The sequence below is a fragment of the Streptomyces sp. NPDC053560 genome (assembly GCF_044544605.1).
Taxonomy (GTDB): Bacteria; Actinomycetota; Actinomycetes; order Streptomycetales; family Streptomycetaceae; genus Streptomyces.
Genome location: NZ_JBITXI010000010.1, coordinates 46,590 through 67,133 on the forward strand (window position 1 = coordinate 46,590; position 20,544 = coordinate 67,133).

Genomic DNA, 20,544 nt, shown 5'->3' on the forward strand with positions numbered 1-20,544 from the left:
AAGGGCCGTACGGACGCTATCCGTCCGTACGGCCCTGCCGCGAAGAGATTTCCCCGTGCCGCGCTACAAGACCAGCGACAGCAGCAGCACGCAGATGATCGACACGACGGAGATGATCGTCTCCATCAGGGACCAGGTCTTGACCGTCTGGCCGACGTTCATGCCGAAGTACTCCTTCACCAGCCAGAATCCCGCGTCGTTGACGTGACTGAAGAAGAGCGAGCCGGCACCGACGGCGAGGACCATGAGCGCCGCGTGGGTGGTGCTCATGTCGGCGGCCAGCGGGGCGACGAGGCCGGCGGCGGAGACCGTGGCGACCGTCGCGGAGCCGGTCGCGAGCCGGATGGCGACCGCGATCAGCCAGCCGAGCAGCAGCGCGGGCAGGCCCCAGTCCTTGGACAGGTCCAGGATCATGTCACCGACGCCGACGTCGACCAGGGTCTGCTTGAAGCCGCCGCCCGCGCCGACGATCAGCAGGATGCCGGCGATCGGGGCGAGGGACTTCTCCACGGTCGAGGAGAGCCGCCCGGCGCTGAACCCGGCTGCCCTGCCGAGGGTGAACATGCCGACCAGCACCGCGACCAGCAGCGCGATCATCGGGGAGCCGATCACGTCGAAGACGCGCTGCACATGGTCCTTGGGGTCGTCGACGACGATGTCGACCAGGGCCTTGGCGAGCATCAGGACGACCGGCAGCAGCACGGTGGACAGCGTCGCGCCGAAGCTGGGGCGCTTCTCCAGCTCCTCGGAAGGCCGCTGGGGGATCATCTTCTCCGGGGGCGCGATGTCCACCCAGCGGGCGGCGAAGCGGGAGAAGACCGGGCCCGCCACGATCGCGGTCGGGATCGCGACGACCACGCCGAGGGCGAGGGTGACACCGAGGTTGGCCTTGATCGCGTCGATGGCGACGAGCGGACCGGGGTGCGGCGGGATCAGACCGTGCATGACGGAGAGACCGGCCAGCGCCGGGATGCCGATCCGCATGAGGGAGAAGTTGCCGCGCTTGGCGACCAGCAGCACGACCGGGATCAGCAGCACGATGCCGACCTCGAAGAAGAGCGGCAGGCCGACGATCGCGGCGATCAGGACCATCGCCCACGGCATCATGCGTCTGCTGGACTTGGCGAGGATGGTGTCGACGATCTGGTCGGCACCGCCGGAGTCGGCGAGCAGCTTGCCCAGGATCGCGCCGAGCGCGATCAGGACGCCCACGCCGGCGACGGTGTCGCCCAGGCCGCTGGTGAAGCTGGTGATGGCCTTGTCCAGCGGCGCGCCCGCGACGGCGCCGAGCGCCAGCGAACCGATGGTCAGGGCCAGGAAGGCGTGCAGCTTGAACCGGGTGATGAGCAGAACGATGACGGCGATGCCGACGAGTACGGAGATGCCCAGCTGAGCGTTGCCTGCCGAAGTGATCGGCTCGGCCGCGTCCGCTGCCATCATCTCGACGCTGAGATGGGTCACGGCGTGTCCTTCGGTTGGAGCCCGGTCTCGTGATCGGAGCTCGGGGGTACGGCTCGGGACCGGGGCCCCGGGGAAGGGCGCCGGTTCAGAGCTCGGGGGTGCGGCTCCTGATCAGAGCTCGGTGGCGGCCGGGGAGGCGTCCTCGTCGAGCTGCCGCAGCGCTGCGACGGCCCGCTCGGTGATCTCTTCCGGGGTGCCGGAGACGTCCACCGCCACACCCCGCTCGTCGTCGGCGAGCGGCTGCAGGGTGGCGAACTGGGAGTCCAGGAGCGCGGTGGGCATGAAGTGGCCCTTGCGCTCGGACATACGGCCCTCGATCAGCTCGCGCGAGCCGGTGAGGTGCAGGAAGACGATGCCGGGCGCGGCGGCCCGGAGACGGTCGCGGTAGATCCGCTTGAGCGCGGAGCTGCTGACCACGCCGCCCTTGCCGGCCCGGTCGTGCGCCCAGGCGCCGATGGCGTCCAGCCACGGCTCGCGGTCGGCGTCGTCGAGCGGGTGCCCGGCGGACATCTTGGCGATGTTGGCCGGGGGATGGAAGTCGTCGCCCTCGGCGTACGGCACGTCCAGCGCGTCGGCGACGAGCGGTCCGATCGTCGTCTTGCCGGTGCCGGCGACTCCCATCACGACGATGACATGGGGGGTGCTCATCGCGGTCTACCTCGCTCGCTCGTCCTCATTGACTTGGCGTGACGAACCACCTGGGTGGCTCGAATGCATCGCTCCACTGAAACCCATTAGGTACGACGTATTCAAGAGTCTGTGATGCAAACGTCATACTTAATCTTCCCGAGACTCGGGAACGTAGGCTTATCGCATGGAAAACGCGGGACAGGGACTGCATGCGAGGGTGCTGGAGTCCCTCGGGCCGGAGATCACAGCCGGCGAGCACCGGCCGGGCTCGATCCTGCGCACCGACGAGCTGGCCCAGCGCTACGACGTCTCCCGCACGGTCATCCGGGAGGCGGTACGCGTCCTGGAGTCCATGCACCTGGTCGAATCCCGGCGCCGGGTGGGCGTGACCGTCCGCCCCACCGAGGAGTGGAACGTCTACGACCCGCGGGTCATCCGCTGGCGGCTGGCCGGCGCCGACCGCGCCCGCCAGCTCCGCTCCCTCACCGTCCTGCGCTGCGCCGTCGAGCCGGTCGCGGCGGGACTGGCGGCCCGGAACGCCACGCCGGAGCAGTGCGCGGCGCTCACCGAGCACGCGATGGGCATGGTGGCCACCTCACGCGGCCAGCAGCTGGAGGCGTACCTCGTCCACGACACCGACTTCCACAAGACGCTGCTGACGGCCTCGGGCAACGAGATGTTCGCCCGCCTGCACGAAGTGGTGGCGGCGATCCTGACCGGCCGCACCCACCACCACGTGATGTTCACCGACCCCGACCCGGCGGCGGTCACCCTGCACGTCCAGGTCGCCGAGGCGATCCGCACCGGCGACGCGGCCCGCGCCGAGGAACTGACCCGCGAGATCACCGTCGGCGCGATGGCCGAACTGGACATCCTGGCGCCCTGACGAGCCGGGCAAGCGCCCTCAGAACAACGGCTGCTGCCCCGGAAACGGCGGCTCCTCCGGATCGAACAGCTTCTCCGCCGGCGCCATCATGGGCGCCATCCGCCGCGACCCCGGACACGAGATCAGCTCCAGGCCGGTACGCCGCCCCGGCGGGTCGTGTCGAGCGAACCGCCCGTTGACCACGGCGATGTCTCTGGTGCAGACGGGACACTTACGGCGGGGTGAGGACATGACACCAGTGTGACGCAGGGCGCGGACCGGGCCCGCGCCCCGCAGCCGTACCGGCCGCTCGCGACGCTCAGAACGCGTCCGTCGGGACGTAAGCGCCCCAGACCTCGCGCAGGGTGTTGCAGACCTCGCCGACCGTCGCCCTGGCCTTCAGTGCGTCCTTCATCGGGTACAGGACGTTGTCCGTGCCCTCGGCGGCCTTCTTCAGGTCGGCCAGCGCGGCGTCCACCGCGGCCCGATCGCGGTCGGCGCGCAGCTTCTTCAGGCGTTCGGCCTGCTGGGCCTCGATGGCCGGGTCGACGCGGTGCGGCTCGTACAGCTCCTCCTCGTCGAGCTGGTAGCGGTTGACGCCGACGACCACGCGCTCGCCGGAGTCGGTCTCCTGGGCGATGCGGTACGCGCTGCGCTCGATCTCGTTCTTCTGGAAGCCGTTCTCGATAGCGGCGACGGCACCGCCCAGGTCCTCGACCCTGCCCATCAGTTCGACGGCGGCGGCCTCGACGTCGTCGGTCATCTTCTCCACGACGTAGGACCCGGCGAACGGGTCGACGGTGGCGGTGACGTCCGTCTCGTACGCGAGGACCTGCTGCGTACGCAGCGCCAGCCGGGCCGACTTGTCGGTCGGCAGCGCGATGGCCTCGTCGAAGGAGTTGGTGTGCAGCGACTGGGTGCCGCCGAGGACGGCGGCCAGGCCCTGCACGGCCACGCGTACGAGGTTCACCTCGGGCTGCTGGGCCGTCAGCTGCACGCCGGCGGTCTGCGTGTGGAAGCGCAGCATCAGCGACTTGGGGTTCTTGGCGCCGAACTCCTCCTTCATGACGCGGGCCCAGATGCGGCGGGCGGCACGGAACTTGGCCACCTCTTCGAGGATCGTCGTGCGGGACACGAAGAAGAAGGAGAGGCGCGGGGCGAAGTCGTCGACGTCCATGCCGGCGGCGACTGCGGTGCGTACGTACTCGATGCCGTCCGCGAGGGTGAACGCGATCTCCTGCGCGGGCGAGGCGCCGGCCTCGGCCATGTGGTAGCCGGAGATCGAGATGGTGTTCCACTTCGGGATCTCGGCCTTGCAGTACTTGAAGATGTCGGCGATCAGGCGCAGCGACGGCTTGGGCGGGAAGATGTACGTGCCGCGGGCGATGTACTCCTTGAGCACGTCGTTCTGGATGGTGCCGGTGAGCTTGGCGGGGTCCACGCCCTGCTCCTCGCCGACCAGTTGGTAAAGGAGCAGCAGCAGGGCGCCCGGCGCGTTGATGGTCATCGAGGTGGAGACCTTGTCCAGCGGGATGCCGTCGAACAGCACCCGCATGTCCTCGATGGAGTCGATCGCCACGCCGACCTTGCCGACCTCGCCGGAGGCGATCGGCGCGTCGGAGTCGTGGCCCATCTGGGTCGGCAGGTCGAAGGCGACCGAGAGGCCCATCGTGCCGTTCTCGATCAGCTGCTTGTAGCGCGCGTTGGATTCCTTGGCCGTACCGAAGCCGGCGTACTGGCGCATCGTCCACGGGCGTCCGGTGTACATCGTGGGGTACACGCCACGGGTGTAGGGGTACGCGCCGGGCTCGCCCAGCTTGTCCGCGGCGTCCCAGTCGCCGAGCGCGTCCGGCCCGTAGACGGGTTCGATGGGCAAACCGCTCTCGGTGTGCCGAGCACTGCCGGTCTCGCGCGCCATGGTGCCTGCCTCCCGCTGTGCTGCTGCTCAAAAATGCTGGACTACTACTCAGTAATGAAGAGCGTTTGCGACGGACTGTAGCGGCGCCCGTGCGCCCCGTGGAGGGGCGCGGCCTGGGACCTTGCTCACAGCATGACCGCAGGTTCCGCGGGCCGCAGCGCCGGGAAGCATGAGGAGGGGCGGGTGAGACCACAGGGGTGGGACATGCATCGCAGACAAGCGTTCCGCACGCTGACCGGCACGCTGGTGCTGGCCGCCGTCCTGACGTCGACGACGGGCTGCAAGGAGATGCGGATACGGGTCGACGACGGCAAGGGCGCCGGACGGACCGCCACGGCCCTGCCGACCGCACCGGCCGCACCGACCACGCCGCCCTCGTCCCGTGCGGCGGACCCGACGCACGCCGCACCGAAGCCGGTACTGTCCCAGGGCGCCCGGAGCGAGCAGGTGCGCGAGCTGCAGGCGCGCCTGCGCCAGCTGAAGCACTTCGACCGGAATCCCACGGGGTATTACGGCCCGGTCACCGCCGCCGCGGTCTCGGACTTCCAGCGCGCCCAGGGCCTGCCCCGCACGGGCACCGTGGACACGGCGACGCTGAGCGCCCTGCGCGTACGGACGCACACGCCGACACGGAGCGAGCTGTATCCACCGACCACCAAGCCGGCCGCGGCACCGGACAAGCGCTGCATGACGGGCCGCGTGATCTGCATCAGCAAGACGAGTGACACGCTGACATGGATGGTTGACGGCCGGGCCGTCTCGGCGATGGACGTGCGCTTCGGCTCGCAGTACACGCCCACCCGCGAGGGCACCTTCGCCATCACCTTCAAGAGCCGCCACCACGTCTCGACGATCTACGACACGCCGATGCCGTACGCGATGTTCTTCAGCGGCGGCCAGGCGATCCACTACTCCGCCGACTTCGCGGCCCACGGCTACTCCGGCGCCTCCCACGGCTGCGTGAACGTCCGCGACAAGAAGAGGATCGCCGCCCTGTTCCAACAGGCTGCCCCGGGAACGAAGGTAGTCATATACAAGTAGCGACACCCACCCGAGCCGCTACAACCAACCGAGCCGCCCCCACCGCAACCACCAATTGAGCAACCCCAACGGCGAGCAGTGGGCTCCGCGAGAGCGGCTGGGGGCACCTCCCAGCGGTAGCTGGGGGAGGTTCAGCCGCAAAAAAGGGGCGCGAGCGGGGCCGGGGGAACGTGCCCCGCTCGCGCCGACGCGCGGTGCCGTAGGTACGGGGGGAACCCCGGCGCCCGCGCAGCCGATGACCAGTCGGCTTCAGTACGTACAGCGTCACGGGTTCAAAAAACGTCACACCCGATGGTCAGGAGGGGTGTCAGCCGGTCGGGGACGGGGTGGCGGAGGGCGTCCGCGTGGCGTCCGTGGACTCGGGCGACGGGGTCGCCGAGGCGGGCGCCGGGGTCGGGGGGACGCTCGGTGCGTAGCCTGGGTGGCTTTCGTCGTCGTCGCCCTGGCCGCCGCCCGAGGTGCTGCCTCCGGAGCCGCTGCCGCCGCCGGATCCGCCGTCGCCCGATGTGCCGTCGTCGGAGGAACCGGTGCCGCCCGTGAGGCCGGTGGAGCCGCCGGTGGTGTCCCCGGAGCCGCCGAGCCCGCCGGTCAGGCCGTTCTGCTGGAGGTACCGCCGGCAGAAGGCGTGCAGCCGGTCGGTGCCGCCGGCCGCGCGCTCCAGGCGGCGTACGCGGTCGCGGTCGCCGGAGTCGACGCGGCCCGCTTCGTAGTCGCGGCAGAGGGCGAGTACGGCCGCCCGCCGCTTGGCCTGCTCGCTGCCGTCCGCGTTCTTCCCGCCGGGGGTGAGGTCCGGTACGGGGATGTCCACGGCCTCGTCGCCGCCGTCGCGGCCGGGTGTCGGCCGCCCGTCGGGGCGCTCGGGCGTAGTGGGGGTCGCGGGGTGCGCGGGGTCGGCGTCGGTGTCCGGTGCGCGGGTGCCGCCGTCCGAGGCGTCGGGTGCGGGGGCCCGGCTTTCCAGCGGGCTGGGGGTGACGGCGGCGGACACGCTGGGGGACGGGCCGGGCTCGCCGCCGCGGAAGGGGGTGGGGAGGACGCCGGTGCCGGTGGCCACGGCGACGCCGCCGAGGGCGCAGCCGGCGAGGGCGACGGCGAGGCCGCGCCGGAAGGGGCGGCCGAGGCGGGTGCGTTCGGAGGTGCGGGACGCGCCGCCGCCGGGCACGGACCGCACCACGGGTATCCCGTCCTCCGGGGCGCTCTCCGCCGCGCCGGCCGCCGTGGCCGTGTCGCGCGTAGACCTGCCCGCCGAAGCCTGCCGGAAAGCGGCGACGGCGGCCTCCTCGCCGGGGAGCGCGGCGTCGGGAGAGGGGGCGGCGGCCGTCCGGGCGGCCGCGTCGAGCAGGTCGTCGAGTTCTTCCGCGCCGCGGCCGAGTCCGGCATCGACCCGTTCGCCACGCAGCAAACGCTCCGCGGCGTCCTCGTCGAGCCAGTTGTACCGGTCGTCGGCCATCACATGTCCTTCTGCGTACGTGCGGCCGTTTCCGTCACACCAGGTACGCACGGTTCCGTTCCGCCGCTGCGGCGTGCACGGCCCTGGGGAGGCACCCCGCCCACAGGCCCGTCGGCCGGCTGCTCCCCTGCTACAGGACGGTCGGGAAGCCCTTCCGGTTGCTCCGGCGGAACACCTCCTTCACCGGGCGCCGCGTCCTCCCCCCGCCCGGTGATCAGCTCCGCGAGCCGGCGCAGTCCGCGGTGGGCCGCGGTCCGCACGGCGCCCGGGCGCTTGCCGAGCACTCCGGCCGCGCTCTTGGCGTCGAGCCCGACGACCACGCGCAGCACGACCGCCTCGGCCTGGTCCTGCGGCAGCTGGGAGATCAGCCGGAACGCGCGGCCCGTGCCGAGCGACTCCAGGGCCTCGTCGACCGTGTCGGACGGGCCGGGCTTGTCGGTCAGTTCGCTCTCGTCGCCGCCGATGGCCGGGCGGCGGCCGCGCATGCGGATGTGGTCCAGGGCGCGGTTGCGGGCGATGCGGGCGGCCCAGCCGCGGAAGCGGTCGGCGTCGCCGCTGAAACGGGCGAGGTCCCGGGTGATCTGCAGCCAGGCCTCGGAGGCGACATCCTCCGCGTCCGCTTCGCCCACCAGGGTCCGTACATATCCCAGAAGTCGCGGATGTACGGCCCGGTAGACGGTACGGAAGGCCGCCTCGTCGCCGTCCTGTGCCGCCTGTACGGCGACCGTCAACCGGCTGTCGTCCGGCTGAGTGTCGTCCCCTTGCACGGGTCCATCCTGTCGCACGCGGAGCATCCGCTGCCCGGTCGTTGCTGCCTACGTCTGCTGCCGTCATCCGGCTACCGCAGGTAAACGAACTGCTTATGGCGCCGACGGTATCCCGTGGTGCCACCTACGCCGAAGTAAGTACGTCCGGCCCGTCCGCCGGCCCCGGCGGGCCGCCGCATGACGCGTGACGAGCGCACCGACCGGCGCGGACCTGCACGTTACGGGCATCGGCTGCCCTGCGTCCAGAGTCATCGGGAAGCGGTCGTCCGTACGGCGTGTGACGCCACTGTGACGCTTTCGGCCCTGCCGGCGCTGTAGAGGATGAGGGCCCGGTGCGGCCCTCCCATGAACGACGGCCGGGGCCTCTCCTGTGGGGGGTGGCGGCCCCGGCCGTCCCCTTCCCCTCACTTCTCCCGGGCTTCGCGCGCCTGCTGCGCCTTCTCCTGCCCGGCGGGGCGCTCCGGCTTCTCGTACCGCGCCTGATGCCGCCCCTCGTAGCGCTTCTCGTGGTGGCGCGCCCTGTCGTGGCCGTTGCGCCGCTCACCGTCGCGCTTCTTGCCGTCGTACTTCCTGTCCCCGTCGCGCTTGCCGTCCCCGTCGCGCTTGCCGTCGGGGCCCTTGCCGCCGTGCCGCTTGCCCTCGCTCTGTTCGCCGTGCCGACTCCTGCCGTTGTCGTGGCCCTTGCCCTGGTGCCCCTTGCCCTCGGGGTGGCCCTTCCCGTCGTGCCACTTGCCGCCGTGGTCCTTCCCGCTCCGGCCCTGCCCGACGTGCTTCTTCGTCCTCGGCGGTTCCGGGGAGGTGTGCGGGGGCTTGATGAGGGGGGCCACTGGGTCCGTGGGCGAGGCGGGGCGGAGGGACGGGGGTGTCGCGCGGCCGGGCGCGGTGGGCGACGGGCGGGGCCGCTCCGGGGCGCTGCCGTGCAGGCCGCCCATCGACGCCACGGCGACGCCGCCCAGCGTCACCGAGGTCAGCAGCGCCCCGACAGCGGCGCGTACCGGCCATCCGGCGCGCCGTGCCGCGCGCGGGCGCCGGGCGTTCCGCCGCGCGCCCGCCGCGTGCTCCCGGGCGTCCCGGGCCGCGCGGAACGCGGCGACCGCCCGTCGTTCTCCTTCGGGGGTGACGGCGGAGCCGGCCCGTACCGCGGCGCCGAGCAGTTCGCCCAGCGCGGCGGGGCCGCCCCCGTCGTCGTCAGCGGGCGCCGCACCGGCACTCCTGGAACCGCCACCCATGCGTGGCCCCTCACCTTCTCCTCTTGCCCCTCGTTCCGCTTCGGTCTTCCCCGTTTCCCCGTTCGTCCAGCCGTGCCGCCAGCCGCCGCAGCCCCCGGTGGGCCGACGCCCGTACGGTCTCGGGCCGCTGCCCCAGGACCCGGGCGGCGGCCGGGCCGTCGAGGCCGACCACGACGCGCAGCAGCACCGCCTCGCCCTGGTCGCGCGGCAGCCCCGCGATCAGCTCCAGCGCCCGCCCTTCCGGCTCCGGCCCGTCCGGCTCCGGCGCGGGCGTCTCCGGCTCCGGAGCGGCGGCCCGCTGTCCCGCTTCGGGGCGGCGTGGCGCGGCCGGCGCCCGGTGCCGGGCGACGGCCGTGGTCCAGCCGCGGAACGCCGCGCCGTCGCCGCGGAACCGTCCGAGGTCGCGGGCGATCTCCTGCCACGCCTCGGCCGCCACGGTCTCGGCCGCTTCGCCGACGAGTCCGCGCAGATAGCCGAGCAGCCCCGGCTGCACCAGGCGGTACGCGACCGCGAAGGCGGCCTCGTCCCCCTGCTGAGCCCGTGCCACGGCCGCGCTCAGCTCCCCGTCGTGCGCCGATGCGCGACGGGGTTCCGCTCTCCGGCCCAACCGCTGTCCTCTTCATGCGTCCAGGTCCGAGACACCCGGCGTGGCGTGGCACGGATCAGGGCGTCCGCGCCCCCGATGTCATCAGCGTGGGAACGGACGGAAATGTCACAGTGTCGCGGGCGCCAAGTCGCCGGTACCCCCGTGACCAGCAACGACGGACGCCGGCTGCGGCGCGTGGCCGGCCGGCGTCCGATCAGGGAGGTCGGGAGGTTCAGACAGCGCCGCGGGCCTGCCGTGAGACGACGGCGCGCACCACGCGGCGGCCCTCGGCGGAGAGCTCCACCGCCTGCCGCAGGCCCACGGGGCCGTGCGCGGAGAGCAGTTCCAGGATGGTCGTCTGGCGCCGGAGCTCGGCCTCGACCAGCGGCGTCATGCCGTCCGTACGGCCCGCGCGGCGGTCCTCCAAGGTGTGCCTGACCGCGTCCGTGGCGCCGGGGTCGAGCAGGCTGTGGATGCGGAGCGCCGCGAGGGAGCAGTCGTCGGCCCAGGCGCGCAGTGCCGCGTCGTCGGAGCGGTCGGCCGGCGCGCCGTCGGCCATCCGGCGGGCGAGCGCCGCGGGGTCCTCGGTGCCCGGCGCGGCGTCGGCCGGCGCCTGCGGCAGCAAGGCCCGTACCGCGGTCAGCTGGGGGGCCCATGCCGTGCCGTCCGCCGTCAGGCTCGCCCACAGCGGGCGCAGCGCGTCGTCGTCGGCGCCGAGCAGCGGCAGACAGCGGTCCAGGCAGGCGAGACCGCTCGCCGCCAGCCCGCGCGCATCGGCACGCGCGACCAGTTCCACCAGGCTCATGACGTACGCCTTCCCCTTCGCAGCCGGGCACTTCCTTGCTGCGCCGTACAGCGTGCCGGGACGCAGGAACGTCACAGCGGACCGTGACGTACCGGGGGAAAGGCGTACGTCCGGGCCGTTCAGCGGGCGGGCGCCACCGTCGCGGCCCGGGACTTGAAGTCGGTCCAGGACAGCTGCGGCTTCCGCGGGTCCCAGACCTTCTGGGAGAGCGCGACGAGCGGCATCCGGATGCCGCGGGCGACCTGCTCGGTGGTCTGGGACTGCGGGAGGTCGCCCCAGACGCCGAGGCGGGCGCCGGGGACGCGGTCGGGCCCGGCGAGCGAGGCGGCCACCGGGCTGCTGCCGCGCAGCACGGCCGGGGTCCACTCCTTGTAGATGCGCTCACCGGTCGGGTAGGTGAAGTCGTTCGGCTGGCCGAGCACGTAGTAGAGGTACTCGTCGTTGAGGTTCACGACCGTGCGCCCCGCCTTCAGGAACGGGGCGGGTTCGTTCGCGCCGATCTCCTTGCCGGTCCAGTACGCGACCGTACGGTCCTTGGCGGGGGTGACCACCTTGCTGTCGTGGAAGCCGTCGTTCCAGGCCTCCACCTGCTGTACTCCCGCGTTGCGCAGGGTCTTCTCGCGGTCGTTGAGCCAGCCGGTCGTCAGGTCCTGGACGGTGGCCCTGCCGCCGTACTTCTTCGTGGCGGCGCGGGCGAGCTGCGGGTAGGTGGCGCCGGGGGACTTCACCGTCAGGGCGCGGTACTCGTCGCCGCCCAGGTGCCAGTGCGGTCCGGGCACGCCCTCCTCGGCGAACAGCTTCGCGTACTCCTTGAGCAGGTCGTCGACGATCTGCGCGGCCTTGGGCTGCGAGATGTCGATCGCGCCGCGCTGGGAGGTGCCGGCGGCGCTGCGCAGTTGGAGCGAGGGGTGCTTGTCGATCACCGCGCCGAGGTGGCCCGGGGAGTCCAGCTCGGGAATGACGGTGATGTGCAGTTCGCGGGCGAGCTTCACCAGGTGGCGGACCTCGGCCTTGGTGAGGTGCTCCTTCGAAACGATTTCCGGGTGGCTGGAGCTCTCGATCCGGAACGCCTGGTCGTCGGAGAAGTGCAGCTGGAGCTGGTTGAGCTTGAGATCGGCCATTTCCCGGATGCGCTTCTCCAGCCAGTCGGCCGTGTAGTGCTTGCGGGCGATGTCCATGAGCAGGCCGCGCTGGGCCCGGTCGGGGCGGTCCTCGATGGTGCCCTCGGGGACGCCGTTGGCGGCGCGTACGGACTGCACGACCGTGCGGGTGGCGTTGAAGACCCCGGTGTCGGTGGGCGCGGTCAGGGTGAGCCGGGTGTCGCGGGCGGTGATCGTGTAGGCCTCGTCGGCGGTGCTCGCGGGGGCCGCGTTGTTCGCCTTCGCCGCCTTGCCGTTGCCGGAGACCGCCAGCTCGATGTCGCCGGGCCGGGCGTCGTCCCGCCAGGACAGCTTCAGGCCGCCGAGGTCGGCGGCGAGCCGGCGGGCCTCGTCGGCGAGCGGGCTGTCCTGGCCCGCGGGGACGACGACGCGGGCGTTCTTCGAGACCCGCCAGCCGTTCCCGTCGGCCGCCTTGAAGGAGCGGACGGCGGGAATCGTGCGCGGGGCTCCCTTGACCGCGGCCCAGCGGGGCGTGGGCGCGGCGGAGGACGCGGTGGACGTGGGGGACTTTGAATCCTGGCTTCCGCTGCCGCTGCCGCGCTCTCCGGAGTCGCCGGAGCAGCCGGTGATGGTCAGGGCCGAGGCGGCCAGTGCCACCCATGCCGTCAACTTCCTCATCTACGCAAACCTCCCTTTCCAGGGCGAAGTATGGCTAGCTAGAGAAACGTCTCGTCCACTACGCGCGCGAAAGCTCTCTCATCCGGGTGAAATTCGCGCATCCGTCGGACAGAGTCCGACTCGCGTCGTTACGGTGACGATTCGCCCGCCCGTCACCCGATCTCCACCCCCAGGAGACGGCGCGAGCGCCGACAGCCCCCCTTCCTCAGTGCCCTCGCCACCCTGACGGTGTGGCCGCCCTGACCGGAGACGCAGACCGCGCACCCCCCTCGGGGCCGCCCCCCATGTATCCCGAAATCCCAGGAGTTCACGCTGTCCGACGAGTCCCCCGCCCGGCCGACCACTCTGCCCACTGCCCGGCCCGGCATACCTTCGCAGACGTGCCGCCCGCGGCGGGTGGCGCCGGACGGCGCGCCCGGACTCGACCGTTTCAATTCGGCCGCCGCCGGAGCCGCCGAGGCCGCGCTGCTGGCCTGCTGCGGAAGCCGCCGCTGGGCCCGCCGGATCGCCGCGCACCGCCCGTATCCCGACCTGGAAGCGCTGCTGGCAGCCGCCGACGAGGCCAGTTACGACCTCAGCCCGGCCGACCTCGCCGAGGCGCTGGCCGAGGAGTCCGTGTCGCCGCAGCCGCTCGCGGGCGCCCGCGGCCGCGGCACCCTCGCGGCCCATACCGCGCTGCGCGCCGCCCACGCGGAGTACGAGCGCCGCTTCCGCCATGTCTTCGTGATCTGCCTGGACGGGCTGCGCGAGGACCGGCTGCTGGATCACGTACTGAGCGGTATCCGGGACCGGCTGGCGCACGACCCGGACGAGGAGCGCGCCGTCGCCGCCGAGGAGCTGCGCCGGATCGCCCGCGGCCGCCTCGCCCAGCTTGTCGATCAAGGTCCCTGATAGCCCGTTTCCTCCCTGTCCGATAGTCCGTCCGTGCTTGTTTGATCACACCTGAGGACCCCGGCGGGAGGAACCGACAAGTCGTCGCTACGATGGCCAGGGCCGGTGGACCGTACCCGGCCGGGCCAGACCGACAGTGAAGCCGGCAGGCCCCAGTCCCCGCTCCCGGAGGGTTTTTCCGTGCCGGCTGGAACGCTGTATCGCGGCCGGGAAGGTATGTGGTCCTGGGTGGCTCATCGAGTCACCGGCGTCCTCATTTTCTTCTTCCTGTTCGTGCACGTGCTCGACACCGCTCTCGTTCGCGTCTCCCCCGAGGCCTACGACGACGTAGTCGCTACCTACAAGACGCCCCTCGTCAACGTGATGGAGTACGGCCTCGTGGCCGCCATCCTCTTCCACGCGCTCAATGGCCTGCGCGTCGTGGCCGTGGACTTCTGGTCCAAGGGCACGAGGTACCAGAAGCAGCTGCTGTGGACCGTTGTCGGCGTCTGGGCCGTCCTGATGGCCGGCGCCTTCTACCCCGTGCTGCAGCACACCCTGCGCACGCTGTTCGGGAGCTGATGAAGCGCGATGTCCTCTGCTGAGACGACTCCTGTGAACGACTCCGTGTCCCTGTACGACGTGGACAACCCGGCTCCCGTCATCGAGCCGCCCCGCGCCCGTACGAAGAAGACCCCGCGGTCGACCCGGACCAACTTCGAGCTGTACGGCTGGCTGTTCATGCGGCTGTCCGGCATCGTGCTGGTCGTCCTGGTCCTCGGCCACCTGCTGGTCCAGCTGGTGCTGGACGGCGGCGTGAGCAAGATCGGCTTCGCCTTCGTGGCGGGCCGCTGGGCCTCGCCGTTCTGGCAGGCCTGGGATCTGATCATGCTGTGGCTCGCGATGCTGCACGGCGCGAACGGCCTGCGCACGGTCATCAACGACTACGCGCAGCGGGACAACACCCGCTTCTGGCTGAAGATGCTGCTGTACGCCGCCACGGTGTTCACCGTCCTTCTGGGCACGCTGGTGATCTTCACCTTCGACCCGAACATCCGCTAAAGCCGGGGCTGACTGGAACAATGAAGATCCACAAGTACGACACCGTCATCGTCGGCGCGGGTGGCGCCGGCATGCGCGCGGCCATCGAGTCGACGAAGCGCAGCCGCACCGCCGTCCTGACGAAGCTCTACCCCACTCGCTCCCACACCGGCGCGGCGCAGGGCGGCATGGCCGCCGCCCTGGCGAACGTCGAGGAGGACAACTGGGAGTGGCACACCTTCGACACGATCAAGGGTGGCGACTACCTGGTCGACCAGGACGCCGCCGAGATCCTCGCGAAGGAGGCCATCGACTCGGTCCTCGACCTGGAGAAGATGGGCCTGCCGTTCAACCGGACCCCGAACGGCACGATCGACCAGCGCCGTTTCGGCGGTCACTCCCGTAACCACGGTGAGGCCCCGGTCCGCCGGTCCTGCTACGCCTCGGACCGCACCGGTCACATGATCCTCCAGACGCTGTACCAGAACTGCGTCAAGGAGGGCGTGGAGTTCTTCAACGAGTTCTACGTCCTGGACCTGCTGCTCAACGAGGTCGACGGGGTCAAGAAGTCCGCCGGTGTCGTCGCCTACGAGCTGGCGACCGGCGAGATCCACGTCTTCCAGGCGAAGTCGATCATCTTCGCGTCCGGCGGCACCGGCAAGTTCTTCAAGGTGACCTCCAACGCGCACACCCTGACCGGTGACGGCCAGGCCGCCGCCTGGCGCCGCGGGCTGCCGCTGGAGGACATGGAGTTCTTCCAGTTCCACCCGACCGGCATCTGGCGGATGGGCATCCTGCTGACGGAGGGCGCCCGTGGTGAGGGCGGCATCCTCCGCAACAAGGACGGCGAGCGCTTCATGGAGAAGTACGCGCCGGTCATGAAGGACCTCGCCTCGCGTGACGTCGTCTCGCGCTCCATCTACACGGAGATCCGCGAGGGCCGTGGCTGCGGTCCCGAGGGCGACCACGTCTACCTCGACCTCACCCACCTGCCGCCGGAGCAGCTGGACGCCAAGCTGCCCGACATCACCGAGTTCGCGCGGACCTACCTCGGCATCGAGCCCTACACGGACCCGATCCCGATCCAGCCGACCGCGCACTACGCCATGGGCGGCATCCCGACCAACGTCGAGGGCGAGGTGCTGGCCGACAACACCACCGTCGTCCCGGGCCTGTACGCCGCCGGCGAGGTCGCCTGCGTCTCCGTGCACGGCGCCAACCGCCTGGGCACGAACTCGCTGCTGGACATCAACGTGTTCGGCCGCCGCGCGGGCATCGCCGCCGCGGAGTACGCGCACAAGAGCGAGTTCGTCGAGCTGCCCGAGAACCCGGCCAAGCAGGTCCAGGACCAGGTCGAGCGGCTGCGCGACTCCAACGGCACGGAGAGCGTCACCAAGCTCCGTACCGAGCTTCAGGAGTGCATGGACGCCAACGTGATGGTGTTCCGCACCGAGCAGACGATCAAGACCGCGGTCGAGAAGATCGGCGAGCTGCGCGAGCGCTACCTGAACGTGTCCGTCCAGGACAAGGGCAAGCGCTTCAACACCGACCTGCTGGAGGCCATCGAGCTGGGCAACCTGCTCGACCTGGCCGAGGTCATGGCGGTCTCCGCACTGGCCCGCAAGGAGTCCCGCGGCGGTCACTACCGCGAGGACTTCCCGAACCGCGACGACGTCAACTTCATGCGGCACACCATGGCGTACCGCGAGGTCGGCGCTGACGGCAAGGAGTCGATCCGTCTCGACTACAAGCCGGTCGTCCAGACCCGCTACCAGCCGATGGAGCGTAAGTACTGATGAGCACCCCCACGCTTGACAAGCACTCGGCGGCACTGGACGCGGCCGAGAGCACCGCTGCCCAGAAGATCACCGTCACCTTCCGGATCCGCCGGTTCAACCCGGAGGTCTCGGCGGACGCGGACTGGCAGGACTTCCAGCTGGAGCTGGACCCCAAGGAGCGCGTGCTCGACGGTCTGCACAAGATCAAGTGGGAGCAGGACGGCACGCTGACCTTCCGCCGCTCCTGCGCGCACGGCATCTGCGGTTCCGACGCCATGCGGATCAACGGCAAGAACCGGCTCGCCTGCAAGACGCTGATCAAGGACATCAACCCTGAGAAGCCGATCACGGTCGAGGCCATCAAGGGCCTGACGGTCCTGAAGGACCTCGTCGTGGACATGGAGCCGTTCTTCCAGGCCTACCGCGACGTGATGCCCTTCCTGATCACGAAGGACACCAACGAGCCGACGCGCGAGCGCCTGCAGACCGCCGAGGACCGCGAGCGCTTCGACGACACCACCAAGTGCATCCTGTGCGCCGCGTGCACGTCCTCGTGCCCGGTGTTCTGGAACGACGGCCAGTACTTCGGCCCGGCGGCGATCGTCAACGCGCACCGCTTCATCTTCGACTCGCGTGACGAGGCGGGTGAGCAGCGCCTGGAGATCCTGAACGACAAGGACGGCGTCTGGCGCTGCCGTACGACCTTCAACTGCACCGACGCGTGCCCCCGTGGCATCGAGGTGACGAAGGCGATCCAGGAAGTGAAGCGCGCGCTGATCACGCGACGCTTCTGAGTTCCTGAGCGCGCGGGGCCCCTGTCCGGATTTCGTTCCGAGCAGGGGCCCTTCGCGTAGGTACGGTGTTCGTCCCGGGGAATGCTCTCCCGTATGACGAACGACACCGCCCCCCTCTCCCCGCACCGGCCCCTGCCCCCGCTCTCCGCCACCGTCACCGGTTCCGGTCCCGGCATCGTGCTGGCCCACGGTGCCACCGGCAGCATCGACGACAACTTCGCCCGGCTCTTACCGGTGCTCGCCGACTCCGGCCACACCGTCGTCGCGCCCGACTACCCCGGCTCCGGCCGCACTCCGCGCGCCTCCGGTCCGCTCACCCTGGACGCCCTCACCGACGCGGTCGTGGACGGCGCGGTGGCGGCCGGCCTGGAGACCTTCACCCTCATCGGCTACTCGCTCGGCACGGCGGTCGCCGTCCGCGCCGCGACGCGCTATCCGCGCCGGGTCAGCGGCCTCGTCCTCACCGCGGGACTCGCGGCGGCCGACCGCCGTACGGACCTCTGGCTGGCCCTGTGGCAGCGGCTGCTGGAGCAGGACGACTACACGGGCCTCGCGCTGGCCCGCACGCTCAGCGGCTGGGCCCCCGGCCATCTCGACGGGCTGCCGGCCGACGACGTCGAGACGCTGCTGGACCCCTGCCCCGAGCTGGTGCCGGCCGGCTCGGCCGATCAGGCGGCGCTGGTGCGGTCCCTGGACACCCGCGCCGACCTGCCGCTGGTCTCCGCCCCGACGCTCGTCATCGCCACCCTCCACGACCAGCTGGTCGACCCGGCGCACTCCCGCTATCTCGCCGACCGCATCCCCGGCGCGCGGTACGCCGGGCTCGCCGCAGGCCACGTGCCGATGCACGAGTGCCCGGACAAGTGGGAGCGGCTGATCACCGACTTCCTCACCGAGCACGGCCTCTGACACCCACTCCCCCGCTCCCCCTCCCCCGCCCCGCAAAGGGGCGGGCCCCCCTCACGCTTGAACATGTTCAAGAACAGGTCTACCCTCACGACAACGGGGATTTGAACACGTTCAGAAAGGCCGTCCCATGGACCTCACCGTCGTTGCCTACGCGGTATACGCACTGGTCAGCATCGCCCTGACCGTCTGGGTCGCCCGCACGCTCAGCCGGAACGGCCAGGTCTTCCTGGCCGACGTCCTGCGGGGGAACGAAAAGCTCGCGGACGCCGTGAACCACCTGCTCGTCGTCGGCTTCTACCTGGTCAACCTGGGCTTCGTCGCCCTGTACCTGCGCGCAGCCGACGCCGTCTCCACCGCACGCGGACTGGTCGAGACCCTCTCGCTCAAGCTCGGCGTCGTCCTGCTCGTACTGGGTGTCCTGCACCTGGCCAACGTCTACGTCCTCAGCCGCATCCGGCGCCGCGGCGCCATGGAGCGCGAGCAGCTGCCGCCGGTCGAGCCGCAGGGCTTCACCGCCCCGGCGCAGGCCTGACGCCATGACAGCCCCGGCGGCACGGCCGCGGACCCCGCTCCGGTCCGTCAGCGTGCTCTACGACCCGGACTGCGCGCTCTGCGCCTTCGTACGGGACTGGCTGACCCGGCAGCGGCAGCTCGTCCCCCTCGTACCGGTCCCGGCCGGCTCCGACGAGGCGCGCCGCCGCTTCCCCGAGCTGGACCACGAGGCCACCTGCCAGGAGATCACCTGCGTCGGGGACGGGGGCCAGGTCTACCGGGGCGCCGCCGCCTGGATCGTCTGCCTCTGGGCGCTGGCCGCCCACCGTGCCACGGCCCACCGCCTCGCCACTCCGGCGGGCGCGCCGCTGGCCAGGGCGGCCGTACTGGCGGCGGCCAAGTACCGCGCGGCGTACCACCCCACGGGCCCCGCGCAGGAGCGGGCCGACGGCTGGACGTACGACCGGGCACGGGGCTGGTCGTACGTCCCGGAGCGACGGGCTGCCGGGGGCCGGACGGCCCCCGGCTAAGGTCGGACCCTGTGAGCGACGAGACGACCGGGGCGCCCCGGCCCGCCAAGGGCGAGCAGACCCGCACCCGCATCCTCCAGGCCGCGATGAAGCTGTTCGAGGAGCGCGGGTACGACAAGACCACCATGCGGGCCATCGCCCAGGAGGCCGGGGTCTCGGTCGGCAACGCGTACTACTACTTCGCCTCCAAGGAACACCTGATCCAGGGGTTCTACGACCGGATCGCCGACGAGCACCGGACGGCCGCCGCCCGGGTGCTCGCCACGGAGACGGACCTGTCGGCCCGCATCCGCGGGCTGCTGCTCAGCTGGCTGGACGTCGCGGCCCCGTACCACCGGTTCGCCGCGCAGTTCTTCAAGAACGCCGCCGACCCCGACAGCCCGCTCAGCCCCTTCTCGGACGCCTCCGAAGGCCCCCGCGAGGCGGCTGTCGCCCTGTGCCGGGAGGTGCTGGCCGGCGCGGACGTGAAGTCGGCGCCCGAGCTGGCCGACCAGCTCCCCCGGCTGCTCTGGCTCCAGCAGATGGGCCTGGTGCTGTTCTGGGTCCACGACCGCTCGCCGGACTGCGCCCGCAGCCGCGCCCTGGTCACCCGTACGGCCCCGCTCGTGGCCCGGCTGATCTCCGCCTCCCGCTTCCGCGTGCTGCGCCCGCTGGTCCGCGAGCTGACGGAGCTGCTGAACGACTTCCTGATGCCGGGTCAGTCGTCCGCGGGCCCGGCGTCCGCCTCGGAATCCGGCTCGCCCTCCGTGTCGGAAAGGCCCTCGGCTCCCGGCTGACCCCTGTCGGGCCAGCCGCCCGCGCCCCGGCGGGTCACCCGGAGCATCTCGTGCATGGCGTCCGCCGTGTCGATGATGTCCTCGAACAGCGCGTGCATGGCGGCCCGGGTCTCCTCGAACCAGGCGTCGAATGCCCTGTTGTCGCTCTTCGGCAGCTCGTTGTCGCGCAGCTGCTGCCGCGCGACCTGGTCGATGATGATCGATTCGAGCCTGGCGCCACGGTAGCTCTGCAGCGCCGCACCGCCGCGCCACTGGCTCGTGCCGCAGGTGGCCAGCGCGGACATGACGGCGTTCGACAGCTCCGAGTAGTCGCGGGAGTTCTGGTCGCCGCCCGCGTCCTTCGCCGCCCCCTGCATCGCCGAGCGGAACCTGGCGTGGTCCCGTTTGCGCCCTGCCTCCGCCGCGCTGTCCCTCAGCCGGTCCAGCTGCTCCTTCACCCCGCGCTGTGCCCCCGCCCGGCCCGCTTGCTCCGGGCTGAGGCTCTTGCTCTTCACCTGCTGGTTCAGCTCGCCGATGCGGCTCTCCCGCATGTCCTTCAGCGTCGCGTGGACCTTCATGGCCAGCGCGTCGAGGGCGTTGAAGACGTGCTCGCCCTGCTTCGAGGCGCCGGGGGTCTGCTTCGGGGCGCGCTGGACGTCGGCCGCGCCGCCCCGCGCCCCGCCCACCGCACGGGACACGGCGGCATTGCCGGCGGCCCGCTGAAGGGCGAGCAGCGACGCCTCGGGGCCTGCGGCGCGCACCGGTACCCGGCCGGCGGGCAGCCGGGGGGTCGTACCGTCGGTGGCCTTGCTGGTGTCCCGTGCGTGCATGGGGTCCTCTCCGCGAGT

At 71.5% G+C, this 20,544-nt stretch carries 22 protein-coding genes; 11 read left to right on the forward strand and 11 right to left on the reverse strand.

Features of this window, described 5'->3' with window-relative positions:
* Positions 1–63 precede the first annotated feature (63 nt).
* Together ACIGQF_RS24045 and ACIGQF_RS24050 are read right to left on the reverse strand one after the other, a co-directional pair.
* Positions 64–1,461: a gluconate:H+ symporter gene (locus ACIGQF_RS24045; protein ID WP_399713743.1), complete on the reverse strand. Its 1,398-nt coding sequence runs from the start codon at positions 1,459–1,461 to the stop codon at positions 64–66.
* Positions 1,462–1,572: 111 nt separating this feature from the next.
* Positions 1,573–2,109 carry a gluconokinase gene (locus ACIGQF_RS24050; protein WP_361559752.1) on the reverse strand — a complete coding sequence of 179 codons (537 nt, stop codon included), beginning with the start codon at positions 2,107–2,109 and terminating at the stop codon, positions 1,573–1,575.
* A 166-nt stretch (positions 2,110–2,275) separates the two neighbouring features.
* On the opposite strand from ACIGQF_RS24050, the gene ACIGQF_RS24055 reads away from it, so the two are divergent.
* Positions 2,276–2,977 carry a FadR/GntR family transcriptional regulator gene (locus ACIGQF_RS24055; protein ID WP_399713747.1) on the forward strand — a complete coding sequence of 234 codons (702 nt, stop codon included), beginning with the start codon at positions 2,276–2,278 and terminating at the stop codon, positions 2,975–2,977.
* Positions 2,978–2,995: 18 nt separating this feature from the next.
* Here the strand turns inward: ACIGQF_RS24055 and ACIGQF_RS24060 are convergent, their stop codons facing one another.
* Positions 2,996–3,208 (reverse strand): hypothetical protein, encoded by a 213-nt coding sequence (locus ACIGQF_RS24060; protein WP_052863805.1) that lies wholly within the window; start codon positions 3,206–3,208, stop codon positions 2,996–2,998.
* A 67-nt stretch (positions 3,209–3,275) separates the two neighbouring features.
* Positions 3,276–4,874: a methylmalonyl-CoA mutase gene (locus tag ACIGQF_RS24065; RefSeq protein WP_399713751.1), complete on the reverse strand. Its 1,599-nt coding sequence runs from the start codon at positions 4,872–4,874 to the stop codon at positions 3,276–3,278.
* Positions 4,875–5,078: 204 nt separating this feature from the next.
* On the opposite strand from ACIGQF_RS24065, the gene ACIGQF_RS24070 reads away from it, so the two are divergent.
* Entirely contained in the window at positions 5,079–5,915 is an 837-nt protein-coding gene (locus ACIGQF_RS24070; RefSeq protein WP_399713754.1) for a peptidoglycan-binding protein, read from the forward strand.
* A 307-nt stretch (positions 5,916–6,222) separates the two neighbouring features.
* Here the strand turns inward: ACIGQF_RS24070 and ACIGQF_RS24075 are convergent, their stop codons facing one another.
* The 6 genes from ACIGQF_RS24075 to ACIGQF_RS24100 all read right to left on the reverse strand — a co-directional run bounded on the left by ACIGQF_RS24075 (position 6,223) and on the right by ACIGQF_RS24100 (position 12,527).
* A complete protein-coding gene (locus ACIGQF_RS24075; protein ID WP_399713756.1) occupies positions 6,223–7,362 on the reverse strand; it encodes a hypothetical protein in 1,140 nt (379 codons plus the stop codon).
* Positions 7,362–8,129: an RNA polymerase sigma factor gene (locus ACIGQF_RS24080; protein ID WP_399713758.1), complete on the reverse strand. Its 768-nt coding sequence runs from the start codon at positions 8,127–8,129 to the stop codon at positions 7,362–7,364. The genes ACIGQF_RS24075 and ACIGQF_RS24080 overlap by 1 nt, the downstream gene beginning before the upstream one ends.
* A 404-nt stretch (positions 8,130–8,533) precedes the next feature.
* Positions 8,534–9,358 carry a hypothetical protein gene (locus ACIGQF_RS24085; protein WP_399713761.1) on the reverse strand — a complete coding sequence of 275 codons (825 nt, stop codon included), beginning with the start codon at positions 9,356–9,358 and terminating at the stop codon, positions 8,534–8,536.
* 10 nt (positions 9,359–9,368) lie between these two features.
* Entirely contained in the window at positions 9,369–9,965 is a 597-nt protein-coding gene (locus ACIGQF_RS24090; protein WP_399713764.1) for an RNA polymerase sigma factor, read from the reverse strand.
* A 211-nt stretch (positions 9,966–10,176) separates the two neighbouring features.
* Positions 10,177–10,749, reverse strand: coding sequence for a hypothetical protein (locus ACIGQF_RS24095; protein WP_399713767.1), 573 nt, complete (start codon positions 10,747–10,749; stop codon positions 10,177–10,179).
* Positions 10,750–10,868: 119 nt separating this feature from the next.
* Complete coding sequence (locus ACIGQF_RS24100) at positions 10,869–12,527, reverse strand: glycoside hydrolase family 20 protein (RefSeq protein WP_399713770.1); 1,659 nt, start codon at positions 12,525–12,527, stop codon at positions 10,869–10,871.
* Positions 12,528–12,923: 396 nt separating this feature from the next.
* On the opposite strand from ACIGQF_RS24100, the gene ACIGQF_RS24105 reads away from it, so the two are divergent.
* The 9 genes from ACIGQF_RS24105 (at position 12,924) to ACIGQF_RS24145 (ending at position 19,717) form a co-directional block, all read left to right on the forward strand.
* Positions 12,924–13,418, forward strand: a complete 495-nt coding sequence (locus ACIGQF_RS24105; RefSeq protein WP_399713773.1) for a 2-oxo-4-hydroxy-4-carboxy-5-ureidoimidazoline decarboxylase — start codon at positions 12,924–12,926, stop codon at positions 13,416–13,418.
* A gap of 180 nt (positions 13,419–13,598) precedes the next feature.
* Positions 13,599–13,979 (forward strand): succinate dehydrogenase, cytochrome b556 subunit, encoded by a 381-nt coding sequence (gene sdhC / locus ACIGQF_RS24110; RefSeq protein ID WP_361559716.1) that lies wholly within the window; start codon positions 13,599–13,601, stop codon positions 13,977–13,979.
* 9 nt (positions 13,980–13,988) lie between these two features.
* A complete protein-coding gene (locus ACIGQF_RS24115) occupies positions 13,989–14,459 on the forward strand; it encodes a succinate dehydrogenase hydrophobic membrane anchor subunit (RefSeq protein ID WP_030254128.1) in 471 nt (156 codons plus the stop codon).
* A gap of 20 nt (positions 14,460–14,479) precedes the next feature.
* Positions 14,480–16,234 (forward strand): succinate dehydrogenase flavoprotein subunit, encoded by a 1,755-nt coding sequence (sdhA, locus tag ACIGQF_RS24120; protein WP_361559712.1) that lies wholly within the window; start codon positions 14,480–14,482, stop codon positions 16,232–16,234.
* Entirely contained in the window at positions 16,234–17,010 is a 777-nt protein-coding gene (locus ACIGQF_RS24125; RefSeq protein ID WP_361559709.1) for a succinate dehydrogenase iron-sulfur subunit, read from the forward strand. Before sdhA ends, ACIGQF_RS24125 begins: the two co-directional genes overlap by 1 nt.
* Before the next feature lie 93 nt (positions 17,011–17,103).
* Entirely contained in the window at positions 17,104–17,919 is an 816-nt protein-coding gene (locus ACIGQF_RS24130) for an alpha/beta fold hydrolase (protein WP_399713779.1), read from the forward strand.
* Between the two features lie 127 nt (positions 17,920–18,046).
* Positions 18,047–18,451, forward strand: a complete 405-nt coding sequence (locus tag ACIGQF_RS24135) for a hypothetical protein (RefSeq protein ID WP_399713782.1) — start codon at positions 18,047–18,049, stop codon at positions 18,449–18,451.
* Positions 18,452–18,455: 4 nt separating this feature from the next.
* Positions 18,456–18,941: a DCC1-like thiol-disulfide oxidoreductase family protein gene (locus tag ACIGQF_RS24140; RefSeq protein ID WP_399713785.1), complete on the forward strand. Its 486-nt coding sequence runs from the start codon at positions 18,456–18,458 to the stop codon at positions 18,939–18,941.
* Positions 18,942–18,952: 11 nt separating this feature from the next.
* A complete protein-coding gene (locus tag ACIGQF_RS24145; RefSeq protein ID WP_399713788.1) occupies positions 18,953–19,717 on the forward strand; it encodes a TetR family transcriptional regulator in 765 nt (254 codons plus the stop codon).
* Here ACIGQF_RS24145 and ACIGQF_RS24150 read toward each other — a convergent pair.
* On the reverse strand, positions 19,639–20,526 hold the full coding sequence (locus ACIGQF_RS24150; RefSeq protein WP_399713791.1) for a hypothetical protein: 888 nt from the start codon (positions 20,524–20,526) through the stop codon (positions 19,639–19,641). The two genes, ACIGQF_RS24145 and ACIGQF_RS24150, sit on opposite strands and share 79 nt — an antisense overlap.
* Positions 20,527–20,544 lie beyond the last annotated feature (18 nt).